28 protein-coding genes and 1 riboswitch are annotated in these 26,801 nt (G+C 61.0%); of the genes, 9 read left to right on the forward strand and 19 right to left on the reverse strand.

The features are described 5' to 3' along the window. Positions 1-7: 7 nt before the first annotated feature. The 4 genes from glcF to IE095_RS09575 form a co-directional block, all read right to left on the reverse strand. Positions 8-1,303 carry a glycolate oxidase subunit GlcF gene (glcF, locus tag IE095_RS09560; RefSeq protein WP_189411425.1) on the reverse strand — a complete coding sequence of 432 codons (1,296 nt, stop codon included), beginning with the start codon at positions 1,301-1,303 and terminating at the stop codon, positions 8-10. Next, entirely contained in the window at positions 1,304-2,356 is a 1,053-nt protein-coding gene (locus IE095_RS09565) for an FAD-binding protein (RefSeq protein ID WP_189411426.1), read from the reverse strand. Positions 2,357-2,520: 164 nt separating this feature from the next. Next, entirely contained in the window at positions 2,521-3,876 is a 1,356-nt protein-coding gene (locus IE095_RS09570) for an ammonium transporter (protein ID WP_189411427.1), read from the reverse strand. Between the two features lie 30 nt (positions 3,877-3,906). Continuing rightward, entirely contained in the window at positions 3,907-4,245 is a 339-nt protein-coding gene (locus IE095_RS09575; RefSeq protein WP_189411428.1) for a P-II family nitrogen regulator, read from the reverse strand. 262 nt (positions 4,246-4,507) lie between these two features. Between IE095_RS09575 and IE095_RS09580 the strand changes: the two genes are divergently transcribed. Next, positions 4,508-6,742, forward strand: a complete 2,235-nt coding sequence (locus IE095_RS09580; protein ID WP_189411429.1) for a transglycosylase domain-containing protein — start codon at positions 4,508-4,510, stop codon at positions 6,740-6,742. Positions 6,743-6,745: 3 nt separating this feature from the next. Here the strand turns inward: IE095_RS09580 and IE095_RS09585 are convergent, their stop codons facing one another. The 5 genes from IE095_RS09585 to IE095_RS18730 form a co-directional block, all read right to left on the reverse strand. Continuing rightward, complete coding sequence (locus IE095_RS09585) at positions 6,746-7,441, reverse strand: thiamine ABC transporter ATP-binding protein (RefSeq protein WP_189411430.1); 696 nt, start codon at positions 7,439-7,441, stop codon at positions 6,746-6,748. Next, complete coding sequence (locus IE095_RS09590; protein WP_189411431.1) at positions 7,428-8,963, reverse strand: ABC transporter permease family protein; 1,536 nt, start codon at positions 8,961-8,963, stop codon at positions 7,428-7,430. The genes IE095_RS09585 and IE095_RS09590 overlap by 14 nt, the downstream gene beginning before the upstream one ends. After that, positions 8,939-9,925 (reverse strand): thiamine ABC transporter substrate binding subunit, encoded by a 987-nt coding sequence (gene thiB, locus IE095_RS09595; protein ID WP_189411432.1) that lies wholly within the window; start codon positions 9,923-9,925, stop codon positions 8,939-8,941. Before thiB ends, IE095_RS09590 begins: the two co-directional genes overlap by 25 nt. A 35-nt stretch (positions 9,926-9,960) precedes the next feature. Continuing rightward, positions 9,961-10,063, reverse strand: a riboswitch (TPP riboswitch). Positions 10,064-10,258: 195 nt separating this feature from the next. After that, entirely contained in the window at positions 10,259-10,462 is a 204-nt protein-coding gene (locus tag IE095_RS09600) for a hypothetical protein (protein ID WP_189411606.1), read from the reverse strand. Then, positions 10,386-10,679 carry a type II toxin-antitoxin system PemK/MazF family toxin gene (locus IE095_RS18730; RefSeq protein WP_189411433.1) on the reverse strand — a complete coding sequence of 98 codons (294 nt, stop codon included), beginning with the start codon at positions 10,677-10,679 and terminating at the stop codon, positions 10,386-10,388. The genes IE095_RS09600 and IE095_RS18730 overlap by 77 nt, the downstream gene beginning before the upstream one ends. A 110-nt stretch (positions 10,680-10,789) precedes the next feature. Here IE095_RS18730 and aroC point away from each other — a divergent pair, with 110 nt between their 5' ends. Beyond that, positions 10,790-11,899 carry a chorismate synthase gene (gene aroC / locus IE095_RS09610; RefSeq protein ID WP_189411434.1) on the forward strand — a complete coding sequence of 370 codons (1,110 nt, stop codon included), beginning with the start codon at positions 10,790-10,792 and terminating at the stop codon, positions 11,897-11,899. Between the two features lie 72 nt (positions 11,900-11,971). After that, positions 11,972-13,219, forward strand: coding sequence for a calcium-binding protein (locus IE095_RS09615; RefSeq protein WP_189411435.1), 1,248 nt, complete (start codon positions 11,972-11,974; stop codon positions 13,217-13,219). Here IE095_RS09615 and IE095_RS09620 read toward each other — a convergent pair. Continuing rightward, complete coding sequence (locus tag IE095_RS09620) at positions 13,216-14,097, reverse strand: LysR family transcriptional regulator (protein ID WP_189411436.1); 882 nt, start codon at positions 14,095-14,097, stop codon at positions 13,216-13,218. The genes IE095_RS09615 and IE095_RS09620 overlap by 4 nt on opposite strands. Before the next feature lie 83 nt (positions 14,098-14,180). Between IE095_RS09620 and IE095_RS09625 the strand changes: the two genes are divergently transcribed. After that, complete coding sequence (locus IE095_RS09625) at positions 14,181-14,582, forward strand: RidA family protein (RefSeq protein WP_189411437.1); 402 nt, start codon at positions 14,181-14,183, stop codon at positions 14,580-14,582. Here the strand turns inward: IE095_RS09625 and map are convergent. After that, entirely contained in the window at positions 14,579-15,409 is an 831-nt protein-coding gene (map, locus tag IE095_RS09630) for a type I methionyl aminopeptidase (RefSeq protein ID WP_189411438.1), read from the reverse strand. The two genes, IE095_RS09625 and map, sit on opposite strands and share 4 nt — an antisense overlap. 106 nt (positions 15,410-15,515) lie before the next feature. Between map and IE095_RS09635 the strand changes: the two genes are divergently transcribed. Genes IE095_RS09635 through IE095_RS09645 form a run of 3 tightly spaced genes read left to right on the forward strand, consistent with a single transcriptional unit; the run spans position 15,516 to position 17,880 of the window. Then, positions 15,516-16,238, forward strand: coding sequence for a competence/damage-inducible protein A (locus IE095_RS09635; RefSeq protein WP_189411439.1), 723 nt, complete (start codon positions 15,516-15,518; stop codon positions 16,236-16,238). Between the two features lie 14 nt (positions 16,239-16,252). Beyond that, positions 16,253-16,936, forward strand: a complete 684-nt coding sequence (locus IE095_RS09640; protein WP_189411440.1) for a GNAT family N-acetyltransferase — start codon at positions 16,253-16,255, stop codon at positions 16,934-16,936. Then, positions 16,933-17,880 (forward strand): OmpA family protein, encoded by a 948-nt coding sequence (locus IE095_RS09645; protein WP_189411441.1) that lies wholly within the window; start codon positions 16,933-16,935, stop codon positions 17,878-17,880. The genes IE095_RS09640 and IE095_RS09645 overlap by 4 nt, the downstream gene beginning before the upstream one ends. A gap of 15 nt (positions 17,881-17,895) precedes the next feature. Here the strand turns inward: IE095_RS09645 and IE095_RS09650 are convergent, their stop codons facing one another. The 4 genes from IE095_RS09650 to pgsA are packed head-to-tail and all read right to left on the reverse strand — an operon-like array spanning position 17,896 to position 19,662. After that, positions 17,896-18,246, reverse strand: coding sequence for a hypothetical protein (locus tag IE095_RS09650; protein ID WP_189411442.1), 351 nt, complete (start codon positions 18,244-18,246; stop codon positions 17,896-17,898). Between the two features lie 46 nt (positions 18,247-18,292). Next, positions 18,293-18,751 carry a molybdenum cofactor biosynthesis protein MoaE gene (locus tag IE095_RS09655; protein WP_189411443.1) on the reverse strand — a complete coding sequence of 153 codons (459 nt, stop codon included), beginning with the start codon at positions 18,749-18,751 and terminating at the stop codon, positions 18,293-18,295. Between the two features lies 1 nt (position 18,752). After that, positions 18,753-19,001, reverse strand: a complete 249-nt coding sequence (gene moaD / locus IE095_RS09660) for a molybdopterin converting factor subunit 1 (RefSeq protein ID WP_189411444.1) — start codon at positions 18,999-19,001, stop codon at positions 18,753-18,755. After that, on the reverse strand, positions 18,994-19,662 hold the full coding sequence (gene pgsA, locus IE095_RS09665; RefSeq protein WP_189411592.1) for a CDP-diacylglycerol--glycerol-3-phosphate 3-phosphatidyltransferase: 669 nt from the start codon (positions 19,660-19,662) through the stop codon (positions 18,994-18,996). Before pgsA ends, moaD begins: the two co-directional genes overlap by 8 nt. Positions 19,663-20,106: 444 nt before the next feature. On the opposite strand from pgsA, the gene IE095_RS09670 reads away from it, so the two are divergent. Continuing rightward, complete coding sequence (locus IE095_RS09670) at positions 20,107-21,888, forward strand: DUF262 domain-containing protein (RefSeq protein WP_229804679.1); 1,782 nt, start codon at positions 20,107-20,109, stop codon at positions 21,886-21,888. Positions 21,889-21,934: 46 nt separating this feature from the next. On the opposite strand, the gene uvrC is transcribed toward IE095_RS09670, so the two are convergent. The 4 genes from uvrC to IE095_RS09690 form a co-directional block, all read right to left on the reverse strand. Beyond that, positions 21,935-23,794, reverse strand: a complete 1,860-nt coding sequence (gene uvrC, locus IE095_RS09675) for an excinuclease ABC subunit UvrC (protein ID WP_189411445.1) — start codon at positions 23,792-23,794, stop codon at positions 21,935-21,937. 293 nt (positions 23,795-24,087) lie between these two features. Beyond that, the gene (locus IE095_RS09680) at positions 24,088-24,864 is read right to left on the reverse strand and encodes an SDR family oxidoreductase (RefSeq protein ID WP_189411446.1); all 777 of its coding nucleotides are present in this window, start codon (positions 24,862-24,864) and stop codon (positions 24,088-24,090) included. Further along, positions 24,861-25,043, reverse strand: a complete 183-nt coding sequence (locus tag IE095_RS09685; protein WP_189411447.1) for a hypothetical protein — start codon at positions 25,041-25,043, stop codon at positions 24,861-24,863. The genes IE095_RS09680 and IE095_RS09685 overlap by 4 nt, the downstream gene beginning before the upstream one ends. After that, complete coding sequence (locus tag IE095_RS09690) at positions 25,044-25,835, reverse strand: S49 family peptidase (protein WP_189411448.1); 792 nt, start codon at positions 25,833-25,835, stop codon at positions 25,044-25,046. It lies immediately after the preceding gene. Positions 25,836-25,912: 77 nt separating this feature from the next. Here IE095_RS09690 and IE095_RS09695 point away from each other — a divergent pair, with 77 nt between their 5' ends. Further along, complete coding sequence (locus IE095_RS09695) at positions 25,913-26,794, forward strand: LysR family transcriptional regulator (RefSeq protein WP_189411449.1); 882 nt, start codon at positions 25,913-25,915, stop codon at positions 26,792-26,794. The last annotated feature ends 7 nt before the right edge of the window (positions 26,795-26,801 follow it).

Genomic DNA, 26,801 nt, shown 5'->3' on the forward strand with positions numbered 1-26,801 from the left:
GATTCGATCAAGTGCTTTCGGCAAGGGCTTTGGGGCGGGGGCCGCCGTTGGCCCAGTCGATCAATTCGACGGTGTGGACGATGGGTATCCGCGTTCCCGAGCCGATCTGCATCATGCAGCCCAGATTTCCGGCAGCGATGATCTGGGGTTCAAGGGCGTGAAGGGTGGCGACTTTTCGGTGTTTGAGTTCGGCGGACAGGCCGGGCTGCAAAAGATTGTAAGTGCCCGCCGAGCCGCAGCAGAGATGGGGATTTTCGGGGGTGAGGACGGTGAAACCGGCCTTGCGCAGCAGGTCGGAGGGCAGGGTTTTGATCCGCTGGCCATGTTGCAGGGAACAGGCGGAATGATAGGCGACGCGCAGGGGTTCGGTGGACTGGCCCTTGGGGGCAAGGTCGGTCAGCACTTCGCTGACATCGCGGGCGAGGCTCGCGACAAGGGCGGCGTCCCGAGCGATTTCGGGGTCATTGCGGAACATATGACCATAGTCCTTGACCGTTGTGCCGCAGCCCGAGGTGTTGATGACAATGGCGTCCAGCGCGCCTTGGCGATAGGCTGCGGCAAAAGCCTTGATCTGGGACTTGGCATGGCTGTGGGCCAAGTCTGCCTTGCCCATGTGATGGGTCAGCGCGCCGCAGCAGCCTTGGCCTTCGGCAATGACAACCTCGCAGCCTAGGCGGGTCAGAACGCGGATGGTGGCGTCGTTGATATCGGTGTTCAGCGCCTTTTGGGCGCAGCCGGTCATCAGGGCGATACGCTTTCGTTGCGCGCCTTGGGGGGCAAAGGTCTGCGGGTCATCGTTGCGGCTGACGGGCGGCAGCCTTGCCGGGGCCATGTCCAGCATAGCGCGCAGGCGGGCGTCTGGAACAAGGCCCCGGAAGGGGCGGGCCAGACGGGCGGCGAACAGGGCAAGACGAAAGCGGGTGGGATAGGGGATGATGCGGGCCAGCGTGGCGCGCAGCAGGCGGTCCATCAGGGGACGTTTGTAGGTTTTCTCGATATGGGCGCGGGCGTGATCGACGAGGTGCATGTAGTGGACGCCGGAAGGACAGGTCGTCATGCAGGAAAGGCAGGACAGGCAGCGGTCAACATGCTTGACGGTCTGGGCATCGGCGGGACGGCCCTGTTCCAGCATGTCCTTGATCAGGTAAATGCGGCCGCGTGGGCTGTCGAGTTCATCGCCAAGGATTTGATAGGTGGGGCAGGTGGCGGTGCAAAAGCCGCAATGGACGCAGGACCGCAGGATCTGATTGGCGCGGGCCGTGCCGGGGTCTTGCAACTGTGCAGGGGTGAAATGGGTTTGCATCTAGGCCCCCTGCTGGGCGAACAGGCCCTTTGGATCAAACTGGTGGTAGAGGCCTTGGTTCAGCGCCTGCACCTGCGGTGAGAGGGGCAAATGGTCCTTGGCACCCCGGATGCGGATGGCATGGCCTTGGAACGAACCCAACGCCGTCCGCAGATCATGGTCGGGTTCGGTCAAAAACCAGATCAGCCCACCGCCCCAATCCATCAGATGCGCCTCGGCCCCGGCCCGTTCGATCAGCGCAGTGGCGTCCGAGGGGCGACAGATCACGCGCCAGACATCGCCCACCTGCCCGGCAAAGGGCAGAACATCGCGCAGGGCGGCCCAGTGGTCTTGCCCACCCTCGACAATCTCGGCCCCCGGCAGCAACGCGGCCAGCCGTTCCGCGCGATAGGTGACCGAGGCGGACAGGCCTTCGACCCGCACAATCGCCCCGATCCCCGGCAAATAGCCTGCCCCCGTGACGTCGTAGGGCGAACCCAGCGCCTTGGTCATGGCCGCCACCGGATCGCCCGGCACGATCAGTGTCACCACCCGTTCCGGGCGTGGTGCCAGTTTAAAAGCCAATTCGGTGATCACCCCCAGCCGCCCCCGGCTGCCTGCAAGCAATTTCACAAGATCGTAGCCCGTCACATTCTTCATCACGCGCCCGCCGTTGCGGATCACCTCGCCCCGCCCATCGACAAAACGGATGCCGATCATCGCATCACGGCAGGCCCCTGCCTGCACCCGGCGCGGCCCACTGGCATTCGTGGCGGCCACGCCTCCGATGGTGGAAACCCCGTCCCGGCCGAGCAAAGGCCCCAGACGCGGCGGTTCGAACGCCAGTTGCTGGTGTTCGGCGGCAAGGGCAGCTTCGACTTGATCCAGTGGCGTTCCTGCGCGGACCACCAAAGTCAAAGCGCCGGGTTCATAAAGGCTGATGCCGGAAAGGCCGCCCGTTTCCAGTGCAAGGCCCGCCCCCGGCCCATGCCGCGTCGCCCCACCCCGCAGAGCCAAGGGCGCATCGGCGCTGCGCACCATTTCGGCCAGTTCTTCTTCGCTTTGCGGCTGCATGGGTCCTCCACCTGCCAGACTGGCGCTGATCCGTTCGCCCTGCAACCCCCCGAAAAGGCGAAAGGCCCTGCCGGAGGAGCAGGGCCTTTGCGGGGCAGAACCGAGGGAGGAGGAACGGCCCGCCAAAGATCGCCGCGCCCCGGTTCTGGGGCGCGGCGTGGTTCTTACATGTGATAGGCGCGTTCGCCGTGCGACGACAGGTCCAGACCTTCACGCTCGGCCTCTTCCTTGACGCGCAGGCCGAGGACGATATCGACCAACTTGTAGAGGACGAAAGAGGCGATGCCTGACCAGACGATGGTGACCAGCACGCCTTTGATCTGCACCATCACCTGTGCGCCGACAGTCAGATCACCATAGTCGATCCCACCAAAGGCCGCCGAGTTGACGATGCCGGTGCCGATGGCACCGATGATGCCGCCCACGCCGTGGATGCCGAACACGTCCAAGCTGTCGTCATAGTTCAGCTTGTGCTTGACCACCGAGACAAAGAAGTAGCAGGCCACCGAAGCGACAGCGCCCAGCACGATCGAGGCCACCGGGCCGGCAAAGCCCGCCGCTGGGGTGACGGCGACCAGACCGGCAACCAAACCCGAAGCCGCACCCAGCATCGAGGCCTTGCCGCGCAGAACCAGTTCCAGCACCACCCAAGCCAGGATCGCACCGGCCGTTGCGGTAAAGGTGTTGATCATGGCCAGTGCCGCACCGCCCGTCGCTTCCAGATTGGAACCAGCGTTAAAGCCGAACCAGCCCACCCACAGCATCGAAGCACCGATCATGGTCATGGTCATCGAGTGCGGGGCCATGTTGTCCTTGCCATAGCCGATCCGCTTGCCGATCACGATGGCACCGACCAAGGCCGCGATCCCAGCATTGATGTGCACAACCGTGCCGCCTGCAAAGTCCAGCGCACCCCAGCCATAGATCAGACCGTCCGAGTCCCAGACCATATGGGCGATGGGGAAGTAGACGATGGTCACCCACAGCAGGCTGAACAGCATCAGCGCCGAGAATTTGATCCGTTCGGCAAAGGCACCGACGATCAGCGAGACGGTGATACAGGCAAAGGTCATCTGGAAGGCGATGAAGACGAATTCCGGAATGACGATGCCCGCGGTAAAGGTGGCGGCCATCGAGTCAATGGTGACGCCCGAAAGGAAGGCTTTGCCCAGCCCGCCCCAATAGGGCGAAGGCGCATCGCCAAAGGCCATCGAATAGCCCCAGAACGTCCAAGCGACGATCACCATGGCGGTGATGACGGTACATTGCATCAGCACCGACAGCATGTTTTTTGAACGGACAAGGCCGCCGTAGAACAGCGCCAGACCCGGAAGGATCATGAACAGGACCAGCAGGGTCGAGGTCATCATCCAGGCGACATCACCCTTGTCCATCACCGGCACCACTTCGGCCGCGGCCTCGGTCGCTTCAGCGGTGGCCTCCTGTGCCCAAGCGGGCAGGCCGGTCAAAAGCGACGCCGACAGCGCCCCCAGACCTGCAAGTTTTTGGTTCATCTTCATTGTTCTGTCTTCCCCTTCTCCCGCCCGCGATCAAAGCGCGTCGTCGTTGGTTTCACCGGTGCGCACGCGGACAGCCTGTTCCACATCCAGCACGAAAATCTTGCCGTCGCCGATCTTGTCGGTCTTGGCCGTCTTGGCGATTGTCGCCACAACCTGGTCGGCCATGGCATCGGCCACCACCGTTTCCAGCCGCACCTTGGGCACGAAGTTCACGGCATATTCCGCGCCGCGGTAGATTTCGGTGTGACCCGATTGCGAACCGAAGCCCTTGATCTCGGTCACCATCATTCCGCGCACGCCGATGGCGGTCAGCGCTTCGCGGACCTCTTCCAGCTTGAACGGTTTGATCGCTGCGATGATAAGTTTCACGTGCGTCCCCTTCCTTCCTGACCCGCGCAGCCTTGGATGGCCGCGATAGGGGACATCAGGAAACCGTGCTGGGATTTGAGACAAGAAATGCCGCCCGCTTTTCAGGCTGATCTGGCGAAGAATTGCACAATTTTTGCACTTATGTGCGGGCATGCCTAAAAAACTGGCGGCGGAAGAATGCGAATCGCGGTCTTGGCATCTCCCCTTTTCTGCCGAAAGCGTCTAGGATCGCATAAAAGCAAGAATGGGCAGGCAGTAGGTCATGGCGGGTGCAGGAAACGGGCGGGGTCGCCTTGTGGCGGATAAACGCTATGCGGGGGCGGCCAAGCCTGCGGCAAAGAAAGCCGCGCCAAAGACAGCGGCGAAGCCCAGCAAGACCCGGCGAACCAAGGCGCGGCCGAAACGGCAGCATGGGCTGATCATGGGGCTGATCGTGGGTTTCTTTAGCGCGATCTGGCGAGTGTTTTGGGGCATCACCTGGCGTTTGACGGCGCTGGGCTGCATCATTCTGGGCAGCATCGTTGGCTATTTCTATTCGACCTTGCCGGAAATGGAGGCGCTGCTGGACGCCCGCGCGCGGGGTTCGGTGACCATGCTGGACCGCGAGGGCAAGGTTTTCGCTTGGCGCGGGGAAACCTTTGGCGGGCAGATCAGTTCGGACACGGTGTCAGATCACCTGCGGAATGCGGTGATCGCGACGGAAGATAAGCGTTTCTACGGCCATCTGGGGGTCAGCCCCCGCGGCATCGCCAGTGCCATCCGCATCAACCTGTCGGAAGGGCGGGGGCCTTTGCAGGGCAACGGCGGTTCGACAATCACCCAGCAGGTGGCCAAGCTTCTTTGCCTTGGGGTGGCCTATGATCCGGCGCAGTGGAAAAGCGAAGCCGAATATGAGGAAGATTGCCGGGGTGGCGGCATCGTTCGCAAACTGAAGGAATTCCCCTACGCCATCGCGATGGAGTTGAAGTATTCCAAGGCCGACATTCTGACGATCTATTTCAACCGGGCCTATCTGGGTGCGGGCGCGCGGGGTTTTGAGGCGGCGTCGCAGCGATACTTCGACAAATCGGCGAAAGATCTAACACCTGCCGAAGCGGCGATGCTGGCGGGCTTGTTGAAAGCGCCGTCGCGCTATGCGCCGACGAACAGCCTGAAGCGGGCACAGGACCGCGCGGCGGTGGTGATCGGTCTGATGCAGGATCAGGGCTATCTGACGGCGGATCAGGCGGCGGACGCCCTTTCCCGCCCTGCGAAACTGTCGCCGGCAGCGGCGGCGGACCGGGGCGGCTATTTCGCCGACTGGATCATGAAAAGCGGGCCGGATTACCTGACGCGGGACACGACTGAAGACGTGATTGCCATGACAACACTGGATCAGCGGCTGCAAACGGCGGCCGAGGAAGGTCTGGCGGCTGCGCTGGAAGCGGCCCAGTTGAAAGAGGGGTCAAAGGCGCAGTTCGCGGTGGTTGTGATGTCGGCAGACGGCGCGGTGCGCGCGATGATCGGCGGGCGCAATCTGGATGGAAATGACAGTTTTAACCGGGCGACGCAGGCGGTGCGGCAGACAGGGTCGGCTTTCAAGCCGTTCGTCTATGCCGCGGCGATGGACTTGGGCTATAGCCCTTCGGACTATGTGCAAGACACCCCACTCTGCATCAATATCCCCGGTTCCGGCGAATGGTGCCCCGAGAACTATGATAAAAAGTTCAAAGGCATGATTACCCTGACCCAATCCCTTGCCGAAAGCCGCAACATCCCTGCGGTGCGGATTTCCGAAGCGGTGGGCCGCGATGTGGTGCGCCAAGTGGCGACCCAGTTCGGCATTGGCCGCGACATGGCCCCCGGCCCGGCGCTGGCGCTTGGCGCTTCCGAGGCGACCCTCGTCGAAATGACCGGGGCCTATGCTGGCATTCTGAACGGCGGGCAGTTGGTGAAGCCCTACGGGCTGGCGGGTCTGCGGCTGCAAGGCGACAGTGCCCCCCTGTTCGAACAAGACACTGGCATGGGCGAGCGGGTGATCAGCGAAACAGCCGCGCAATTGCTGACCTATATGATGACCCAAGTGGTCGAGGTGGGCACCGGCAAGCGGGCGCAGATGCCGGGCTGGCAGGTGGCCGGGAAAACCGGCACGACCAGCGATGTGAAAGATGCCTGGTTCGTCGGCTATACTTCGGAATATGTGACCGGGGTCTGGATGGGCTATGACGACAACACCCCGATGAAAGGCATCAGCGGCGGCGGCCTGCCCGCCGGCATCTGGCGCGAGGTGATGACGCGCGTGCATGAAGGGCTGACGCCAAAGCCTTTGCCGCTGATCGTGCCGGAATACCGCGCGCCGCCCAATGCGGCGGCAGCACAGGGCGGTGGGCAAACACAGTATCCGGTGGCTGTGCTTCAGGATGGGACGCTGGTGCAGGTCATGCCGGATGGCACGCTGATCCCATTGCCACCGGGCGATCCGATTGCGGATCTGATGCGGCAGGAAGGCGTGAACTAAAGCTCAACTTCCCAGATAGGTGCGCAAGGCGGGCGGTGGATTGGCAAAAAGATCGCTGGTCGGCGTGGGTGTGCAGGCGATTCCGTCGGCCACCAAGACAGTCTGATCGGCAAAGCGCTGCGCATCGCCGGGGTCGTGGCTGACCATCATCACCAAGGCGCCCGTGTCTTGGGCAACCCCGGTCACCAAATCCAGCATCTCGTCCTTTAGGGCGGGGCCCAGGGCGGAAAAAGGTTCATCCAGCAGCAGGATGGGCCTTGCACGCAGCAGGGCGCGCGCCAAGGCAACCCGTGCCATTTGGCCGCCGGACAAAGCGCCAGGACGACGCTGCGCCATTTCGGGCAGCCCAACCCGATCCAACGCGCGGGCGATCGAATCATGATCCTGCGTGGTCAGTCGCAGGCGGGGCGACAGACCCAGCCCGATGTTCTGCGCCACCGTTAGATGTGGGAACAGGTTCTGATCCTGAAACAACATCGTCACCGGGCGCGCGCCGGGCGGCAGCACTGCCAGATCTTGCCCTTGCCACAGGATACGCCCCTGCATTGGGGGCAGAAAGCCCGCGACGGCCAGCAGCAAGGTTGATTTGCCCGAACCCGAAGGGCCGATCACGGCCAGTTTGGCCCCTGATGCCACCGGCCAATCCGCCCGCAGGGTGAAATCACCCTGTTGCAGAACCACATCCTCAAACCGCAGCATGACGCCCCCACCGATCAAACAGCCAGAACAGCCCGAAGTTCGCCACCATCAGCACCAAGGCCGCGCCCGCCGCCGCTTCCATCCGGTAGGCCCCCATCAGCCGCTGGATCAGCAAAGGCAGCGTCGCGCCACCGTCGCTGGCAAACAGCGCAATCGCCCCCAGATCGCCCATCGCGAGGGCCGCGGCCAGACCCGCCGACAGGCCCAAGGGGCGGCGTAGATGGGGCAGGGTCAGCAGACGCAAACGTGCCAGACCGCGCATATCCAGCGCCTCGGCCAGACGGCCATAGTCGGCCTGCAAGGCGCGCGCCTCGGGCAGGATCAGGCGAAAGGCATAGGGCAGGGCCAGCACGATGTTCACCAAAAGTGTGACGGGCAAGCCCAAGGCGGCAGGCGGTACAAAGGGCTGCACCGCCAGAAACAACCCGATCCCCAGAACCATCGAAGACGCCGCCAAGGGCAGCATCGCCATATATTCCAAACCGCGAGCCCCTTTGGCGACCGCCAAGGCCAGTGCCAAGGCCATCACTGTGGACAGGATGCCGCAGGTCACCGCGACGATCAGGGATCGGGCCAAGGCGGGCCAGACCTGCGCGGGCATTGCGGGCAAACCCAGCAATCCGTTTAGCGTGATGGCGAGCAGGGGCAGCAGCAGAAAGGCGGCGGTCAGCAAAAGAAGAAAACCGTCCAAACCCCGCCGCCAGCCCGCTGGGGCCGGGGGAGCAAGGCTGCGATCCAGCCCGGCACCAAAACCCGCATCCCGCACCAGCCGGGCACTGGCCGCGACGGCGAGGCCACAAACGCCAAACTGCAAAAGCGCCAAGGCGGCGGCGCGAGGCAGATCGAAATCAAAGCGCACCGCTTGATAAATCGCCAATTCCAGCGTGGTGGCCTTTGGCCCGCCGCCCAAGGTCAGGACAATCGCGAAAGAGGTCAGGCAGACCAGAAAAACCGCCAGCATCGCCCCCGGCAGAACCGACCGCAGCATGGGCCATTCCAGATGCCGAAACCGCGCCCAAGGATCAAAGCCGAGCGACTCGCCCAAACGCAGCCTTTCCGCCGGAATCGCCTGCCAACCCTGCAACAGCATCCGCGTGGCCAAGGGCAGGTTCAGAAAGACATGCGCCAAAAGAACGCCTTGCAAGCCATATAGGCTGGGCAGCGGCAGGCCCATGCGGGCAAGCCAACCCCTTGCCCCCCAGATGCTGACAATCCCCAAGGCCGCGACGATCACCGGCAGCAGAAAGGGTGCCCCCATCAGCGCAATCATCGCGCCCCGCCCCACAAAGCGCCGCCGATGCAGGGCGCGGGCCACGGGCACCGCCAGCAGGCAGGACAATAGCGCCGAGAGCCCAGCCTGCATCACGGTGAACCGCAAAGCCGCGAAATCGGCCCCCGTCAGCGTGACCTGCCCCCGCGTCAGCAGCAGCGGCAAAGGCCCCAGCACGACGACCAGAAGGATGGCCCCCGCCAGATAGGCCGGGGCCGCCGCCCGCGTCATTGCGCCAGCACGCTGCGCCATTCTTCGACTGCCCAATCCTGCCGGTTCATCGCCAGTTCCGGTTTCATCAATAGGGAAATGGAGGGCTTCGGCGTTGCGTCAAAGCCAGCGCCCAAACCGGCGGCAGGCGTCCGCACCGGATACATCCAGTTCGTCGTCGGCAAAATCGCCTGCGCCGCATCGCTGACCATAAAGGCCAGGAACTGATCCGCCAAAGCATCCTGATCGGTCGCCGCCAACTTTCCCATCACCTCCACCTGCATGTAATGCCCCTCATCGAACAGGGCGGCGGCTTTGGTGTCATCGCTTTCCGCCACGACATGATAGGTGGGCGAGGTGGTGTAGGACAGCACCATATCCGCCTCACCATTGGTGAACAGACCGTAAGCCTCGGACCAGCCCGGCGTCACCGTCAGGATGTTGTCTTTCAACCCCATCCAGATCTCACTGGCATTCTCGCCATAGGCATCCTGCACCCACATCACCAAGCCCAGTCCAGGGGTCGAGGAACGCGGGTCTTGAATGACGATCTTCAGATCCGACGCCGCCAGTTCGGTGAAATTCTTCGGCGGATTGGTCAGTTTTGTCTTGTCATAGACAAACGCAAACCAGCCAAAGTCATAGGGCACAAAGATCGGGTCGCTCCAGCCCATCGGAATTTCGAAATCGCCTTCCACCTTGTGCGGTGCAAAAAGTTCTGTCGCCGCCGCGGCCGCCGTCAAGTTCGTGTCCAGCCCCAGCACGATATCCGCCTGCGACCCGGCTCCCTCCATTTGCACCCGCGCCAGCAGTGCCGCCCCGTCGCCCGACCCGGTAAACACCAGATCGCAGCCACATTCCGCCTCGAACGCCTTTTCAATGGCAGGCCCGGGGCCCCATTCGGAAACGAAGCTGTCATAGGTCAGCACGTTCAACACCGGGGTTTCGGCATGGGCCACGCTTGCAGCCACAAGGAAACCCGCTGTCAGGAATTGGGTCTTCATCGCATTCTCCTTTCAACGGGCGGAGAATGGCGGGCTTACTGCGCCCAGACCTTCCCTCCGCCGGTTCTAACCGGTTCAGGTTCAACGGGTCCGCGTTGCCGCATCTCAGCCCCTTGCAGGGCACCCCGAGGTGAGGGGGAACATATATCGCCGCGCAGGGGCCGCAAGGCTGAAATGAAGAGGCCCCTAGACCGATGGTCCAGAGGCCAAGATCAAGCCGCACATCCGCTTGTTATCGCGGTGCGTGCGGCCGCCTCTTGCGAGGTCTTGAGGCTCGCCTGCGCCGAAACGCCCGAGCAATCACAAGATAGATGGGAATTCCTTGCCAAAAAGTCAACGATCAAACCGCAGGCCCCGCAGGACAGCAGCCCGAATATCGCTGAACTGTGTTTCCGAAATCTTTGGCGAAATGTACTTGCGCCGACCATCGGCCAGACGCGCTGATCGAAACAGATCAAGCCTAGTATAGGATACGCTGGTCACCAGATCTGCTTTGGCCCACCATTCCAACTGGCTGTCGAAGGGTGGTGGCAGCAAGGTTTCCAAAAATCAGCGGGCATTGATAATCGCAGCCCCGATGGTTGGGCGGTGTCCCACTTAATGGCACCACTGTCGCCAGATTTGCCCGATGTGGCAGACGCCCAACCAGCACCACAACGGGCCTACGCTTAACCATCTCGGGCGGTTGAAACCCACCCATGTTGAAATCACAAATCAGGATAGATTTTCTCGCAGGAGGGAATTTGATCGGCAATTTTACACGCTAGAGTTTTTTGCAACTTACCTGCAACCCGGCTTCAGTCAATGGAATAGGCCTTTTCGCGATCCGTCCCTTCCCCTATTCAGGGCGCAAGGGAGACCGCCATGAGCCTGAACACCTTTGGACATCTGTTCCGCGTCACGACTTGGGGCGAAAGCCATGGCCCGGCCCTTGGCTGCACTGTTGACGGCTGCCCCCCCGGTGTCGCGCTTTCCGAGGCGGATCTTCAGCCCTGGCTCGACGCCCGCAAGCCCGGCACCTCGAAATTCACCACCCAGCGGAAAGAACCGGATGAGGTTCGGATTCTGTCGGGCGTGTTTGAGGGCAAGACGACCGGAACCCCGATTCAGCTGATGATCGAAAACACCGACCAACGGTCGAAAGATTACGGCGACATTGCCCAAAGCTTCCGCCCCGGCCATGCCGACATCACCTATCACCAGAAATACGCCCATCGCGACTATCGCGGCGGCGGACGTTCCTCGGCCCGCGAAACGGCGGCGCGGGTGGCGGCGGGCGGTGTGGCGCGGGCCGTGCTGGCGCAGGTTCTGCCGGGGCTGCGGATCACAGGCTATATGGTGCAGATGGGAACCAAGGGCATTGACCGTTCCCGCGTCGATCTGGGGACCCTTGGCGACAATCCCTTCTGGTGCCCGGACCCGCTGGCCGTGCCGGAATGGGCGGCCTATCTGGACGATCTGCGCCTGAACCACAATTCGGTGGGGGCTGTGATCGAGGTCATCGCCGAAGGCGTCCCTGCCGGTCTTGGCGCGCCCATCTATGGCAAGATCGACAGCGATCTGGCCAGCGCGATGATGTCGATCAACGCGGTCAAGGCGGTGGAAATTGGTGATGGCATGGCCGCCGCGATGCTGACCGGCGTCGAAAACGCCGATGAAATCCGCATGGGGCCGAATGGGCCGGAGTTTCTGTCGAACCACGCTGGCGGTATTCTGGGCGGCATTTCCAGCGGCCAGCCGGTGGTGGTGCGCTTTGCGGTCAAACCCACATCGTCCATCCTGACCCCCCGCCAGACGATTAATGCCCGTGGTGAAGAGGTCGATCTGATCACCAAAGGCCGCCACGACCCCTGTGTCGGCATCCGTGCCGTGCCGGTGGCTGAGGCGATGATGGCCTGTGTTTTGCTGGACCACTGGCTGCTGGACCGGGGCCAAACGGGTGGCGCAAGGGGTGTGATTGGCCTGAAGAATTGATTTTGGCGAAAGGGCTGGGCCTGCTATGCAGGGCCATCTCTTTCGCTTTAATCTTTTCAGACAGGTATGATCATGGTCCGTATTCCCCAGAAATCCTCCGTCGGCCTCGGTGTGCGTATCAATCTGGGTGATCAATCCGACGATCTGATCATAAAGGCCGATATCCAGATTAGGTCCACAGATTGGGATGCCATCTGGGCCGAAGGCTTCAATCAATCCATCACCGTCGCCGGATATGTTCGCGGTGCCTTGGATGGCATTGACCTTCTGGACAGCGGTTACAATCAAAGCATCACCATCAAAGCCGGGGGGCGCGTCCAGGGCGGCAATGACGCCGTTCGTATCGATGGCGAAGGTTGGACCATCACCAATGCCGGAACGATGATTGGAGGGCGTTATGGGATCAATGTGCAGGCCGACGGCATCGCGCTTTGCCGGATCATCAATTCCGGGCAGATCACAACCGGCGACGCTTCGATCAGTTTGGAAGGCCCGGCGAACATTCGATTGGTGAACAGCGGCGACATCCGGTCCAGCGGGATGGACGTCTATGACGGCGATTCAGGCCGCGATCTGATCCGCAATACCGGGCGGATGGTGGGGCGCATTCAGCTGGATGATGGCAATGATGTCTATGATGGCTTCCAGGGCCGGGTGAACGGCCTGATCAATGGGGGCGAAGGCAATGACCGCATTGTTCTGGGCAAAGGGGCCGATGCGATGCATGGCGGCAATGGTCTCGACACGCTCGACTATCGCAAATACGCCTCAGTCGTTGTGTCGATGGATGGCGATTTTGCCAATGCAGGCGGGGCAAAGGGCGACACCTTTGTCAGCATCGAGCGGATTTTCGGGTCGGCCAAGGGCAACGACCGGCTAGGCGGTGGGGCGTTCGCCGACGATCTGCGCGGCTTTGGTGGGGCGGATCGGATCAATGGCGACGAAGGCAATGATCGGATTTATGGCGGCACGGGACGTGACACGCTGACGGGTGGGGCGGGGCTGGACGATTTCGTTTTTGCTTCGATCAAGGACATTGGCGATGTGATCACCGATTGGTCCTCGGGCCCGGTTCTGGGCGTTGACCAGATCTACATCAACTCCAATTTCGGCGGTGGTCTTGTGGATGGCTTGCTGGATCCCAGCCAGTTCCGTGCCAAGGCTGGGGCGAATGCGGTCGATGCCAATGATCGGTTCATCTATGACACCACGACGAAAAAGCTGTGGTTCGACGCCGATGGCAAGGGTGCCACCAAGGCCGTGATGGTGGCCTTGGTCCAGGGCGATGCCATGACCTATGACGACATCATCATCTTCTAAGGCAGTTGGGTCGCCAGCAGGTCGATAAAGCGGCGGACCCGCGGTTCCAGCAACCGTTTCTCGGGATAAAGCGCCACAAGGTTCACCTCAGCCTTGGTGGCGTCGGGCAGCAGCACCACCAGATCGCCCCGCGCAAGATCGCGTTCGATCAGGGCTTTGGGCAGTTGTGCAATTCCCATGTCGGCCAAGGCGGCGGCGCGCAAGGCTTCGGCACTGTCCATCCGCAGGCGACTGGGCAGCGCCACCTTTTGCCCGTCGGCAAAGCGCCAGATCTGCCTTTGGCCGCGACTGGAAAAGATCAAACCGTCATGTCGGGCCAGATCCGTCAGCGTTTCGGGGATGCCCCTTTGCGCCAAATAGCCCGGCGCGGCGCAAAGAACCACCGGCAGGCGCGTCACCACCCGCGCCACCAGTCCGGTATCGGCGGTGGTCACCCCGACACGCAGGGCCAGATCAAAGCCTTCGTCCACCAGATCGGCCAAGCGGTCAGCCAGGCTGATTTCCACCTGCACCTCGGGCCAATCCGCCAGATAGCGCTGCACCAAGGGCAGGATCAGCATCCGGCCCAGACCGTCCGGCAGTGTCAGCCGCAGCACGCCCCTTGGTCGGGCCTTGGCGCGGCTGACACTCGCCTCGGCCTGTTCGACCGCCGACAGAATGCCCTGCGCATGGTCCAGAAACACCCGCCCCTCATCCGTCAGACTGACCGCTCGCGTGGTGCGGTGCAAAAGGCGCACGCCCAGATGCTCCTCCAGCCGTGCGACGGCCTTGCCCGCAGCGGAACGCGATAGGCCCAGCCGCCGCCCGCCCGCCACAAAGCTGGCCTTTTCGACCACGGCGACGAAAACCTGAATCTCGTTCAAAGGGGCGCTTGGCATTCGTATCCTTTTGTCGCCAATGTGACGAAGTTCAATCGTTAATCAGCGCCTTATATCAACCCTGTCATACGAAAGGACAAGCCATGACCCCCATCACCCGCATGAACCCCGCAAGCCTGCCCGACGCGGGCAATTCCGGTTATTCCCAGATCAGCATTGTCGAACCCGGACGGCTGGCCTTTGTCTCGGGCCAAGTCGCTTGGACCCGCGACGGCGGCGCAGTGGCCACTGATCTGCAAGGACAGGCCCGGATCGTCGCCCAAAACCTCCGCGCCGCTTTACAGGCACTGAATGCCACGGGCCAAGATATCGTGATGGTCCGCGCCTATATGGTGGATATGACCCCCGCCAAGATTGGCGAAGTCATGCCCCATCTGGCGCAGATCTTTGATGGTGCCCAACCCAGCCTCACCGGCATCGGCGTCGCCGCCTTGGCCACACCGGAATTGCTGCTAGAGGTCGAACTGGTGGTGCGTCTGCCCTAGGCGAACTGCGTCAGGAACAATCCGGCGGGCGAGGTGGTGAAAATCTCTGCCCCGGTCGCCGTCACCCCGATGGAATGTTCGAACTGCGCCGAAAGCGATTTGTCCCGCGTGATCGCCGTCCAATCGTCCGACAGCACCTTTGTTTCGGGCCGACCCATGTTCACCATCGGCTCGATGGTGAAGAACATGCCTTCCTCAAGCACTGCCCCGCTGCCCGCCCGCCCATAGTGCAAGACATTCGGCGGCGCGTGGAACACCCGCCCCAGACCATGCCCGCAGAAATCGCGCACCACGCTCATCCGTTGCGCCTCGACGTAAGTCTGGATCGCATGGCCGATGTCGCCAAAGGTATTCCCCGGACGCACCACCTCGATCCCCTTCATCAGCGCGTCATGCGTCACTTGGATCAAACGTTTCGCGAAGGGCTTCGGCGTGCCCGCCACATACATCCGGCTGCTGTCGCCAAACCAGCCGTCCACAATTACCGTCACGTCGATGTTCAGAATATCGCCGTCCAGAAGCACATCATTCGCCCGCCCTGGAATCTTGCTGTGCGGAATGCCGTGGCAAACCACATGGTTCACCGAAATGCAGGACGCATGCTGATAGCCCTTATAGCCGATGGTGGCCGAGGTCAGCCCCAGCCGGTTCACCTCGGCGGTGATGAAATCATCCAGAGCGCCGGTCGTCGTGCCCGGCACCACCAAGGGGGCCAGCAGATCCAGAATCTCGGCCACAGCCTGGCCGGCCTTGCGCATACCGGCAAATTCCGCGTCCTCATGCACGCGGATGCCGTCGCGGGTGATGCGTCCTCGGGTCTCGTCCATCGTCATTCCTTTGCTGCCCGCAAACATAGGCAAGCTTGCGCCCGAACGCCAGTGGGGGCCGTTGCAATCGCCGTTTGGCGGCCTATACCCGATGCAAAGGGGAATGATGATGACCAATCCTACGGCGGCCATGCTGGTGATCGGCGATGAAATCCTGTCCGGGCGGACGCGCGATACGAATACGCATTATCTGGCGGGGGAATTGACCCAGCACGGCATTCAACTGGCCGAGGCGCGGGTGGTATCGGATGATCAGGCGGCCATCGTGGCGGCGGTGAATGCCCTGCGCGCCACCTATGACCATGTCTTCACCAGCGGCGGCATCGGGCCCACGCATGACGACATCACCGCCGACGCCATCGCGGCGGCCTTTGGCGTGGCGATCACCCATCGCGCCGATGCCATGGCGCTGATGGCGGCGCATTACGCCCGATCGGGCAGCGAGTTTAATGATGCTCGCAAACGGATGGCCCGTATCCCCGATGGGGCCGTTCTAATCGACAACCCGGTGTCGGTCGCCCCCGGCTTTACCTTGGGCAATGTGCATGTGATGGCCGGCGTGCCGAACATCTTTCAGGCCATGGTGGCCAGCGTTCTGCCCACCCTGACTGGCGGCGCACCCCTTCTGTCGCAATCCCTGCGCGTGCTGCGAGGGGAAGGCGAGATCGCCGCGCCCTTCGGCGCTTTGGCGGCAGAATATCCAGACCTGTCGATGGGCAGCTACCCTTTTACCCAAAACGGGGTGATGGGCACCAATCTGGTGATCAGGGGCACCGATGCAGGGCAGCTCAGCCAAGCGATGAGCAAGCTCGCGGCGCTGTTCGGATGACTTTGAAGGATCGGATGGAAGCGACCTGGCCGCCCTTGCGCAAAGACCGGCAGGGGGATTGGTGGCTGCGCCAAGGGGCTGGTGGCGGACAAAGGGTTTCGGCCGCCAGCCCGGCGGGGCCGCGCGCGGTGGCTGAATTGGACGGCGTGATCGCGGCGATGTCGGCACCTCTGTTCCTGCTGGATGCGGCGGATAGGGCTGTGGATCAGGCCTTGGCCGCGCGGGGTTTTGTCGTGCACGACCCGGTTGTGATCCTGGCCGCCGATCCTGCTGTGATGGCGGGGGAAAGGGTTCACGTGGATTGGCCTGTGCCCGATGCCGTGCAAGGCCTTTGGGCCTTGGGCAAGGTGGGCGAAGGTCGCCTTGCGGTGATGGGCCGGGTTCAGGGCCAGAAAGCCGCGCTGTGGATCGCGGATCAGGGCGAACCCGTCGCCGTCGGTTTTTGCGGGATGACGGATGATTTTGCAGGGGTCCATGCCGTCTTTGTTGCGCCTGACCGGCGGGGTCAGGGCCTTGGCCTTCGGCTGATGCAGGGCATCGCCCGCTGGGCTGTGGATCAAGGCGCGCGGCAGATGGCTTTGGCGGTGACCACCGCCAACCGCCCGGCGCGGCAGCTTTATGCACGGCTTGGCATGGACGAGATCGGGGCCAACCATTATCGTAAACCACCCGAAGGTCTGGCTGAGGCACGGCATTGAAACGCATCCTTTCCGCACTGACCTTGATGATGGCCACGCCTGCGCTGGCCTTTACCCCCAAATTTCCCGGCCCTGCGACGCAGACCGGGTCATTTCAGGAACCACTGACCAGCTATCGCCTGCCCATCGGCCCCTATGGCGCCGAAGGCCTGCCGCACGAACCGCTGGAAGGGGCCTTTGATCAGACCAGTTGGCGTCTGGCCACGCCCGGCCTTTCGACCCTTTCGCTGCTTGCCCCCATGCGGGACCAGTTGCGGGCCGAGGGTTGGGACATCCTGTTCGAATGCGAAACCGAAAGCTGCGGGGGGTTCGATTTCCGCTATGGCACCGATGTTCTGCCCGAACCGGACATGCATGTCGATCTGACTGATTTTCGTTTTCTGTCGGCACGGCGTATGGGGGGCGAAGGTGCGGAATATCTCAGCCTGTTAATCAGCCGCTCGACCGAGTCAGGGTTTGTTCAAAGAATTCTGCTGACCCCCGCCGGAGCCCTGCCCGAGGTGGAAGAGATCCCCGATCTGACGACCCCCGAAACCATCGCGCCGCTCCGCCCTATCACCCCCGTCGCGGGGACTTTGGGTAGTCAATTAGAGACCGGCGGGGCGCAGGCCTTGGACGATCTGGTGTTCCCCTCAGGCTCCTCCGAACTGGCGCCCGGTGATTATGCGAGTTTGTCCGAGCTGGTGGCCTATCTGCAAGCCAACCCTGACCGCCGCATTGCTTTGGTCGGCCATACCGACGCCTCGGGCAGCTTGGCCCCCAACATTGCCTTGTCGAAGAAACGCGCCGCCTCGGTGCGGGCCGCGTTGATGGCTTTAGGGGCCGAAGGCGGGCGGATCGCGGCGGAGGGTGTGGGTTATCTGGCCCCAAGGGACAGCAACGAAACCCCCGAAGGCCGCACCCGCAACCGCCGGGTCGAGGTGATGCTGCTGGCGGGGGATTAGAAGGGCAATTTTCGCTTAAGAACCCGGATCGAAATAGTCTGCGTAGTGCTTGGGGAAAAACTCTTCATAGAGCGAGGACGGTATGCCCAGCACTGTAACCTCATATTCAACAGAGCCAGCGGTATTGCATTCTGCAATTGAAATCGCGGCGCATTCCAAACGCTTGTTGGGTCCACTTTCTATCGAAATTCCTTCCGCATATTCATGAATGCCATTTTCCGCCGCCTTCCTAGGAAGCGTACTTCCAAGGAAGGCCGTAAAGTTGGCACTTGGTATGAATTGTCCAAAGGCGACGCCCATGGGGGGATCACCATTCTCAAAGAAGGAATAACCAATTTCCGTGCCGTTTGCGATGATCGTGAACATATGCCCTCCTCTCAAACGGAATGCTTCTGACCGCTCAAGCGATCTCTCATTCCATCGAGCCGTCAGAAGACCACCGCCCCAGTGCGGCCTCATCAGTGTCTTTTGCAGCAACCCAAGCGGTTCCGCCGGACCGTTCTTCGCGTTTCCAGAAAGGCGCGCGGGATTTCAGGTAGTCCATCAGGAATTCCGCCGCCGCAAAGGCATCGGCCCGGTGTGGGCTGGCGGTGGCCACCATCATGATCGTCTCGCCCACCGTCAGCCGACCGAAGCGGTGGATCACCAGCGCGTCGGTCAGCGACCAGCGGGACAGGGTTTGATCCATGATCGCGGCAATCGCTTTTTCGGTCATGCCGGGGTAATGTTCGATTTCCATCGCGGTCAGCCCCGCGTCGCCGCGCACGAGGCCGGTGAAGCTGACCACGGCCCCCGCCCCCGTGGCCCCGGCGCTGAACTTGTTCAGTTCTGCCCCCGCGTCGAAAGCCGCCTCTTGCACGGAAAGGCGCATCTTAGCCTCCGGTCATGGGGGGGAAGAAGGCCACTTCGCGGACGCCTGCCAAGGGCGCGTCGAAATCCGACAATTCCTGATCCAGCGCCACGCGCAGGCTTTTCAGGTCGGCGAAGGCGGCGGCGTAGCGTTCCTCTCGGCTGACCAGTTCCGCCACCAGTTCCGCCACCGTCGCTGCATGGGTTTCCAGATGTTCGCTGGAAAGCCCGATCCGTTCGCGGACCCAGGCGAAATAGCGCAGTTCAATCATGTTTGTCGCGCAGGAAGGGCAGGGCTTTCACGAAATACTCGAACCCCGTCCAGGCGGTCAGCAAGGCGGCGATCCAGATCAGGATCAGCCCGATATAATTCGCGAAGGAAGCGCAGTCTCGTTGGCCGCAGGCGCGGATCGGGTCGGCGAGGCCTTGTTTCACCGCCTCTACATACTGTTCGGGGGTCATGCCTTGCATGGCGACGCCGGCCTGGTATTCCAGACCCGTTCCCAGAAACAGGATCCCGATGGCCACCATTTGCAGGGTGGTCTTCCATTTCGCCAGCTTGGTCACCTTTAACGTCCCCGCCGAGGCGCCCAGATATTCGCGCAGGCCCGACACGAAAACCTCGCGGAAGAGGATGATCGTCGCGGGCAGGATCAGCCAGGGGTTCATCCCGTTGTAGCCTGTCAGGACCATGATCGCGATCACGACCATCGCTTTGTCGGCGATGGGGTCGAGCATGGTTCCGAATTTGGATTCCTGTTTCCACAGCCGGGCGAGGTAGCCGTCGAACCAGTCGGTCAGGGCGGCCCCCACGAAGAGGGTCAGGGCGAACCAGTCGGCCCAGGGGCGGTGGAAATAGAGGAACATGACGGCCACACCGGGGGCGGCGATCAGACGCAGGGTGGTGAGAATGTTGGGTATGTTCCAAGTCATGCCCCATTGGTAGCGGATCATGGGAGGTGGGGGAAGGGGGAAGGTTTGGCGAGGGGTTTTCACACGTGAAATGGGAGGTAAGGGATTGATTGGGATTAGTTATGCAGGAATTTGAATGTGAATTCTTGGGTGGAAAAGGTTCCCCCAAACGGCGGTAAGTCGCAGGTGTAACATCACGCTGCGCGGTGGGAGGCGGGGATTCATGTGGAGTTGGGTGGGGAGGATGGTGCATGCGAGCACCACCACACTTCTACGCTCACTACAACAAACCTTATCGACGAGATTGTCGGCTACGCATGCCTTGTGCTTGTGATAAGACAGCACCGAACACAAACTCCTCAAGAAAGTTGAGGATTCAACGGTCAAATGCTATTGCGGAGAAGTTCCCGTTAAGCGAGTATAAAGCTATCGGCGTCTTGTAGCGGCTTTGAAACTACGAAATGGATGAAAATTTTGGCTGAACTAGCATCCCAACCTACCTCAATCCAATCCGTATATGGCTGGCATGCAGCTGAGCGTCTATTTGTGAACCGCAGATATCAGCGTAAGCTTGTGTGGACACTGGAAGAAAAACAAAAACTCGTCGAGTCAATTCTCAGGAAGTATCCGATTCCGGCCATTCTTCTGGCTGAGAAAGATGACGGTTCCGGACATCTAGAGATTATTGATGGCCTGCAGCGCTTGAATGCAATCATTTCCTTTATAGAAGGGGCGTTCGCGCTGACCGATGGTCGAATATTTGATATTTCTTCATTTCCAACAGCGAAAGCTCGATTGGAGGCGGGAAACTTCAAAAGTTTAGATGTTAAATCAACCATTACCACGGCCGAAGTGACCGCAATACTAGATTATTCACTTGCATTCTCCGTTATGCGCAAGGCAACAGACGGGGAGGTCGATGATGTTTTCGACAGAATTAACTCCTACGGTCATAGGCTAAGTGACCAAGAGCGCCGTCAGTCCGGTATTCAGAATGATTTCTCTGAACTTGTCAGGAAGGTAGCTTCTAAATTGAGGGGGGATGGATCTCCAACGATTATGCCGCTTCGTATGATGCCAGAGGTTTCCATCGATTTGCCAATGATGAAGCATGGGTATGATGTGAAAGCCGATAGCGTGTTTTGGTGTAAGCAGGGCATATTGCGAGCAACAGACCTTCGAGACAGCATGGATGAACAGTGCATCGCTGATATCGCGGCGTCTATTGTGTCCGGCGCTGTCTTAGAGAGATCAAAAGATGCTCTAGATGACCTTTATGTACGCGATAGCGAGCCTGCGGAGCAATTGCTGGGGGCGCTAAAAGTCTACGGGGCGGAAAAATTTGCAGATGAGTTTTTTTATTGCATTGAGCAAATTGAGAAAGTGTGTTCTGCGGGCGGTCAAGATGAGAAGCTTAGAAATATAATTTTCGAAGAACGAAACACAAACGCATTTCCTGCTGTTTTCACTGTAATCATCATAGCGTTTCATGAGATGTTTATTAAGGAAAAATCTGAAATTGCAGATTTCAAAAAGATTAAGGAAAACCTTACAAATCTTACTAGAAGAATTGATACATCCAGAAGGGCTACGGCGGCAGATGAACGGCAGAAGAATATCAATACGATAAAGGGTATAATATCGCCCTGTTTCGTAAAATCAGACCAGTCAAGTAAAATTTACTCTGATCACAAGGCGCTAGACGTCGATGATTACATCCGTCGATCGAATATGGAGCTTGCGAATTATGAGTTAAAGCAGGGAGTGCTTGCGCTGGACGCAAACCGCGAAATTAATGTTGATTTACTTAATCGAGTCGTCGCGACAATATGCGCTATCGCCAATAACGGCCCTGACCGGGTCGGTCGTGTTTTGATTGGTGTGGCCGACAAACCTGAGCATACTGCAAAGATCGTAGAGCTAGATGGTGTGCAGCCTCGCAATGTCGGAGGGCGCGATGTGGTTGGGGTTGCTCGCGAGGCAAAAGCTTTGGGCATATCGCTCGAAGATTATCACGGAATTATTAGAAAGCATATTGCTGCATCCAATTTGTCCGAGCCCTTGAAAAGTCAAGTGCTCTCGTCTATTGATTTCAATGCCTACTATGGGCTTGGGTTGATTATCATAAGTGTGCCTGCGCAGGCCGAGTTATCATATTACAACGATGAAGTTTATTGGCGTGAAGGGGATAACACAAAAAAAGCTGATACTGCGAAATTAATCGCCAGCATCGGCCAGAGGTTTTGATTTCATGGCCCGGTTATAATCTTCCGCAATAGTAATTGTACCCCCCTCACCCCCGCTCATGAAAGAACCCATAGACCGTTTCCGCCACCTTCGCCGAAATCCCCTCTACCGCCTGCAAATCCTCTAGCCCCGCCCGCGCCACGGCCTTCGCGGACCCAAAATGCGCCAGCAGCGCCCGCTTTCGCGCCGCGCCGACCCCCGGCACGTCGTCCAGGGGGGTGGCCCCGATGGCCTTGGCGCGTTTCGCCCGGTGGGCGCCGATGGCCCAGCGGTGGGCCTCATCCCTTAGGCGCTGGATGAAATACAGCACAGGGTCGTTTCTTTGCAGGGCGAAGGGGCGTTCGCCGACCCGATAAAATTCTTCCTTGCCGTGGTCGCGGTCCACGCCTTTGGCGACGCCGACCATGGCGATATCCTCGACCCCCAGTTCGGCCATGATGGAGGCGACGGCGGAGACCTGCCCCGCGCCGCCGTCGATCAGCAGAAGGTCGGGCCAAGTGTCGCCCTTGCGGTCGGGATCTTCTTTCAGAAGGCGTTCAAAGCGGCGGGTGAGAACCTCTTTCATCATGCCGAAATCGTCGGAATTGGCCCCGGCGTCGGATTTGATGTTGAACTTGCGATACTGGCTTTTGAGGAAGCCTTCGGCCCCGGCGACGATCATGCCGCCGACGGCGTTGGTGCCTTGGATGTGGGAGTTGTCGTAAACCTCGATCCTTTTCGGGGGGGCGTCGAGGTCGAAAGCCTCGGCGAGACCCTGGAGGAGGCGGTTCTGGGTGGAGCTTTCGGCCATGCGGCGGGCAAGGCTTTCGCGGGCGTTGCGGGCGGCGTTTTCCAGAAGCTCGGCCTTTTCGCCGCGCTGGGGGATGGCGAGTTCGACCTTACGGCCCGCGCGTTCGGAAAGGGCGGCGGTGACGAGGTCAAGGTCTTCGGGGGGGTGGGAGAGGAGGACAAGGCGAGGGGGCTCCTTGTCGTCGTAGAATTGGGTGAGGAAGGCCTGCATGATTTCGGGGGCCTCGGCCCCTGCGCCGGTCTTGGGGTAGAAGTCGCGGTTGCCCCAGCTTTGATTGGCGCGGATGAAAAAGACCTGAACGCAGGCCTGGCCGGAGTCGAGGTGGAGGGCGATGACATCCGCCTCGGGGACTCCTGCCGGGTTGATGCCTTGGGTGGATTGTACTTGGGTGAGGGCCTTGATGCGGTCGCGCAGGGCGGCGGCGCGTTCAAATTGCAGGTCGGCGCTGGCGGCCTGCATCTGGGCGGCGAGTTCCTGTTGGACATGGGTGGTCTTGCCCTGAAGGAAGAGGGAGGCATCGGCGACAAGGGCGGCATAGGCGGGGGCGTCGATGCGGGCCACGCAGGGGGCGGAACAGCGCTTGATCTGGAACTGAAGGCAGGGGCGGGTGCGGCTGTCGAACATGGAGTCGGAACAGTTGCGGAGGAGGAAGACCTTTTGCAGCTGGTTGAGGGTGCGGTTGACAGCCCCGGCACTGGCGAAGGGGCCGAAGTAGGAACCCTTTTCGGTCTTCTTGCCGCGGTGTTTTTTCAGCTGGGGAAAGGGGTGTTCCGAGGAGATGAGGATGTTGGGGAAGGATTTGTCGTCGCGGAGGAGGACGTTGTAGCGGGGTTTGAGTTGCTTGATGAGGTTCTGTTCGAGAAGGAGCGCCTCCAGTTCCGTGCGGGTGGTGAGGAACATCATGGAAGCGGTTTCAAAGATCATGCGGGCGATGCGGCCGGAATGGCCGGAGGGGCGGGCATAATTGGTGACGCGGGCGCGCAGGTTGCGGGCCTTGCCGACGTAAAGGACTTCGCCCTTGGCATTGAGCATGCGGTAGACGCCGGGGGAGGCGTCAAGGGTGCGGAGGTAGTCCTGGATCAGGTCATGGCCGGTGAGGGCGGGGGCGTCTGACAACGGGCGTTTCCTTGGGCGGCGATTCTGGGCTGGGGCTGCAATGATACAGGACCGGGGGCAAGAGGAAAGCTGTCCACGGTTTCTGTGGATAAGTTTGAGGAGAAGGCTTTGGGAGGGGCAAATTTCCCTTGTTTCGGGCCTGTTTCCGTGACTTGCCTGTTTTTTGGGCGATTTTGTAAGGGGTTGATATTGTGGTGAAAATTTTCAGACATCGGGCAAATATATGAAAACAAAACGAATTTGTTACGAATGTGTCATGGGATTGCGCAAAGTGGACAAGTTGCGGGGGTGGGTCACTCAACGCCGAGTATATCGGGGGTTTGCCAGGCCAGATGCTGGCCGCCATCGACGCAGAGAAGCTGGCCGGTGACGGCGGGGGCGTCGAGGAAATAGCCAAGGGCGGCGCAGATGTCGGCGGGGTTGGAGCCGCGTTGAAGGATGGTGGCGGCGCGTTGGCGGGCGAAGTGGGATTCGGTCTGGCGGGCGCCGCGAAGGGTGGGGCCGGGGCCGATGGCGTTGACGCGAATCTGGGGGGCGAGGGCCTGGGCGGCGGTTTGGGTCAGCGCCCAGAGGCCCATCTTGGCGAGGGTATAGGTCATGAATTCGGGCGTCAGCTTGCGGACGCGCTGGTCGATCATGTTGAGGATGAGGCCTTGGGCAATCGGTTCGCCGTGATCGTCCAAGGGGGCAGGGCATTGGGCGGCGAAGGTCTGGGTCAAGATAAAGGGGGCGCGGAGGTTGGATTGCATATGGCGATCCCAACTGCGGCGGGTGGCGGTCTGGATGTTGTCATATTCAAAGATCGAGGCGTTGTTGATCAGAACCGTCAGCGGCCCACCCAAACCTTCGGCGGCGCGGGCGACGAGGGTTTCGCTTTCGGCATCGTCGAGCAGGTCGGCCTGCAAGGCCACTGCCTTGCGCCCTAGGCTGCGGATTTCGGCGACGGCTTCGGCGGCACCATCCGCCGACCCGGCGTAATGCACGGCCACGTCATAGCCCCGCCCCGCCAGATAAAGCGCCATCGCCCGGCCCAGCCTTTGCCCCGCCCCTGTCACCAATGCGCGTGTCATTTTTTCCCCGTCTGGCAGCCACAGCGCTGCTTGTCAGAGATAATGCGCCCGCAATCTGGGCAAGGGCGGCTGCGCGGTATTTTTGTTTTGGGCATGACTGTGCGGCCCAGCCAGCCCAGTTTGCCGAACATCGCCAGAACGGCCATGACGATCAGGAAAAGAACGACCGCCTTCCACATTTACAGACCGTAGCGTGCCCAGAGGGCGCGTTCCTCGACCCCGGCCATCAGGTCATGGGTCAGTTGCAGGCCAAAACGTTGAAAGAAGGAACGTTTCTGGGTGTATTCGGTCAGGCGCACCTTGGCCCCGTAAAGCGCCTGCATCTTGGGCACCAGATGGGCCACGCCATCCACCAGCCCCAGCTCCACCGCCTGCGGGCCGACCCAGACATCGGCGTTGAACAGATCGGCCTCGGCCAGCCTTGCCCCCCGCCGGGCTTTCACATGGTCGATAAAGGCCTGATGGATTGGTGCTTGCAGGGTTTTCAGACGCTCCACATCCTCGGGCCTTTCCGGCAGAAAGGGGTCGGCCAAGGATTTGGAACGGCCTGCCGTCACCACCCGGCGTTCAATGCCTTGGCGTTTCATCAGTTCGGGAAAGCCGAAGCTGGCAAAGATCACGCCAATGGAGCCGACGATCGACGAAGGATCCACCCAAATCTCATCCGCCGCGCAGGCGAGCCAGTAACCGCCCGAGGCGGCGACATCCTCCACGAACGCATGAACGGGGATTTTCTTTTCGTCCGCCAGACGGCGGATGCGGGCGGCGATCAGGCTGGATTGCGCGGCGGAACCGCCGGGAGAATTGACGATCAGCGCCACCGCCTTGGGCTTGCCCTTGGCAAAGGCCTTTTCGATCAGCGGCCCAAGGCCCGCGTCGGTCAGCCCATTGCGCCCAGTGCCGATGGCCCCTTGCAGGCGGATGACGGCAACGCGGGGGGGCGATTTCAGAAAGGGGATAAAGCGTTTCATGGGTCAGATGTAGGGCTTGGGCCGGGGTCGGGCAATGGTGCGCTTGCCCGGTGGGGGATTTTCGGCCAAGCAGGGGCATGATCGACAAGTTGGAAATGTTCTTGGCGCTGGCGAACGAACGGCATTTTGGCCGAGCGGCCGAGGTGTGCCATGTCACGCAGCCGAGCCTGTCGAGCGCGATCAAGCAATTGGAAGATCAGTTGGGCGTGCAGCTTGTTTACCGGGGCAGTCGGTTTCAGGGGCTGACACCCGAGGGCGAAAGGGTGCTGGACTGGGCGCGGCGGATCGTGGCGGACGGGCGGGCCTTGCGCGATGAAATGCGGGCGGTGCGTTCGGGTTTGACGGGCAACCTGCGGATCGGGGTGATTCCGACGGCCCTGCCGATGGTGGCGGGGCTGACGGAAAGTTACACACGGCGGCATCCGAATGTGCGGATTTCGATCCTAAGCCGGACGAGTGGTGAGATCCTGTCGGGGATTGAGCGGTTGGAGCTGGATGCGGGGGTGACCTATCTGGACAACGAACCGCTGGGGCGGGTCTCTACGGTGCCTTTGTATACTGAGTTCTATCGGCTTTTATGTGCACCGACGCTGCCCGTGGCGGGGCGTGATCAGGTGGCTTGGGCGGAACTGACCGACCTGCCTTTGTGCCTTTTGACGGCGGATATGCAGAACCGGCGGATCATTGATCAGCATCTGGCGGATGCAGGGGTGCGGATCACGCCGCAGATCGAATCGAATTCGACGATCACGCTGATGACCTATGTGATGACGGGGCAATGGGTGTCGATCTTGCCGAAGCGGCTGGCCGATCTGTTCGCCGATGGGCATCGTTTGCGGGCGATACCGCTGGTTTCGCCCGAGGCGGAGCATCAGGTGGGCTTGGTCACGGCCTTTCGTTCGCCGCACACGCCGCTGGTCGAGGCGCTGCTGGAGGTGGCGCGGCGGTTTGATAGATGATGTCTAT

The organism is Neogemmobacter tilapiae (assembly GCF_014652215.1).
In the GTDB taxonomy this organism is placed as follows: Bacteria; Pseudomonadota; Alphaproteobacteria; order Rhodobacterales; family Rhodobacteraceae; genus Neogemmobacter; species Neogemmobacter tilapiae.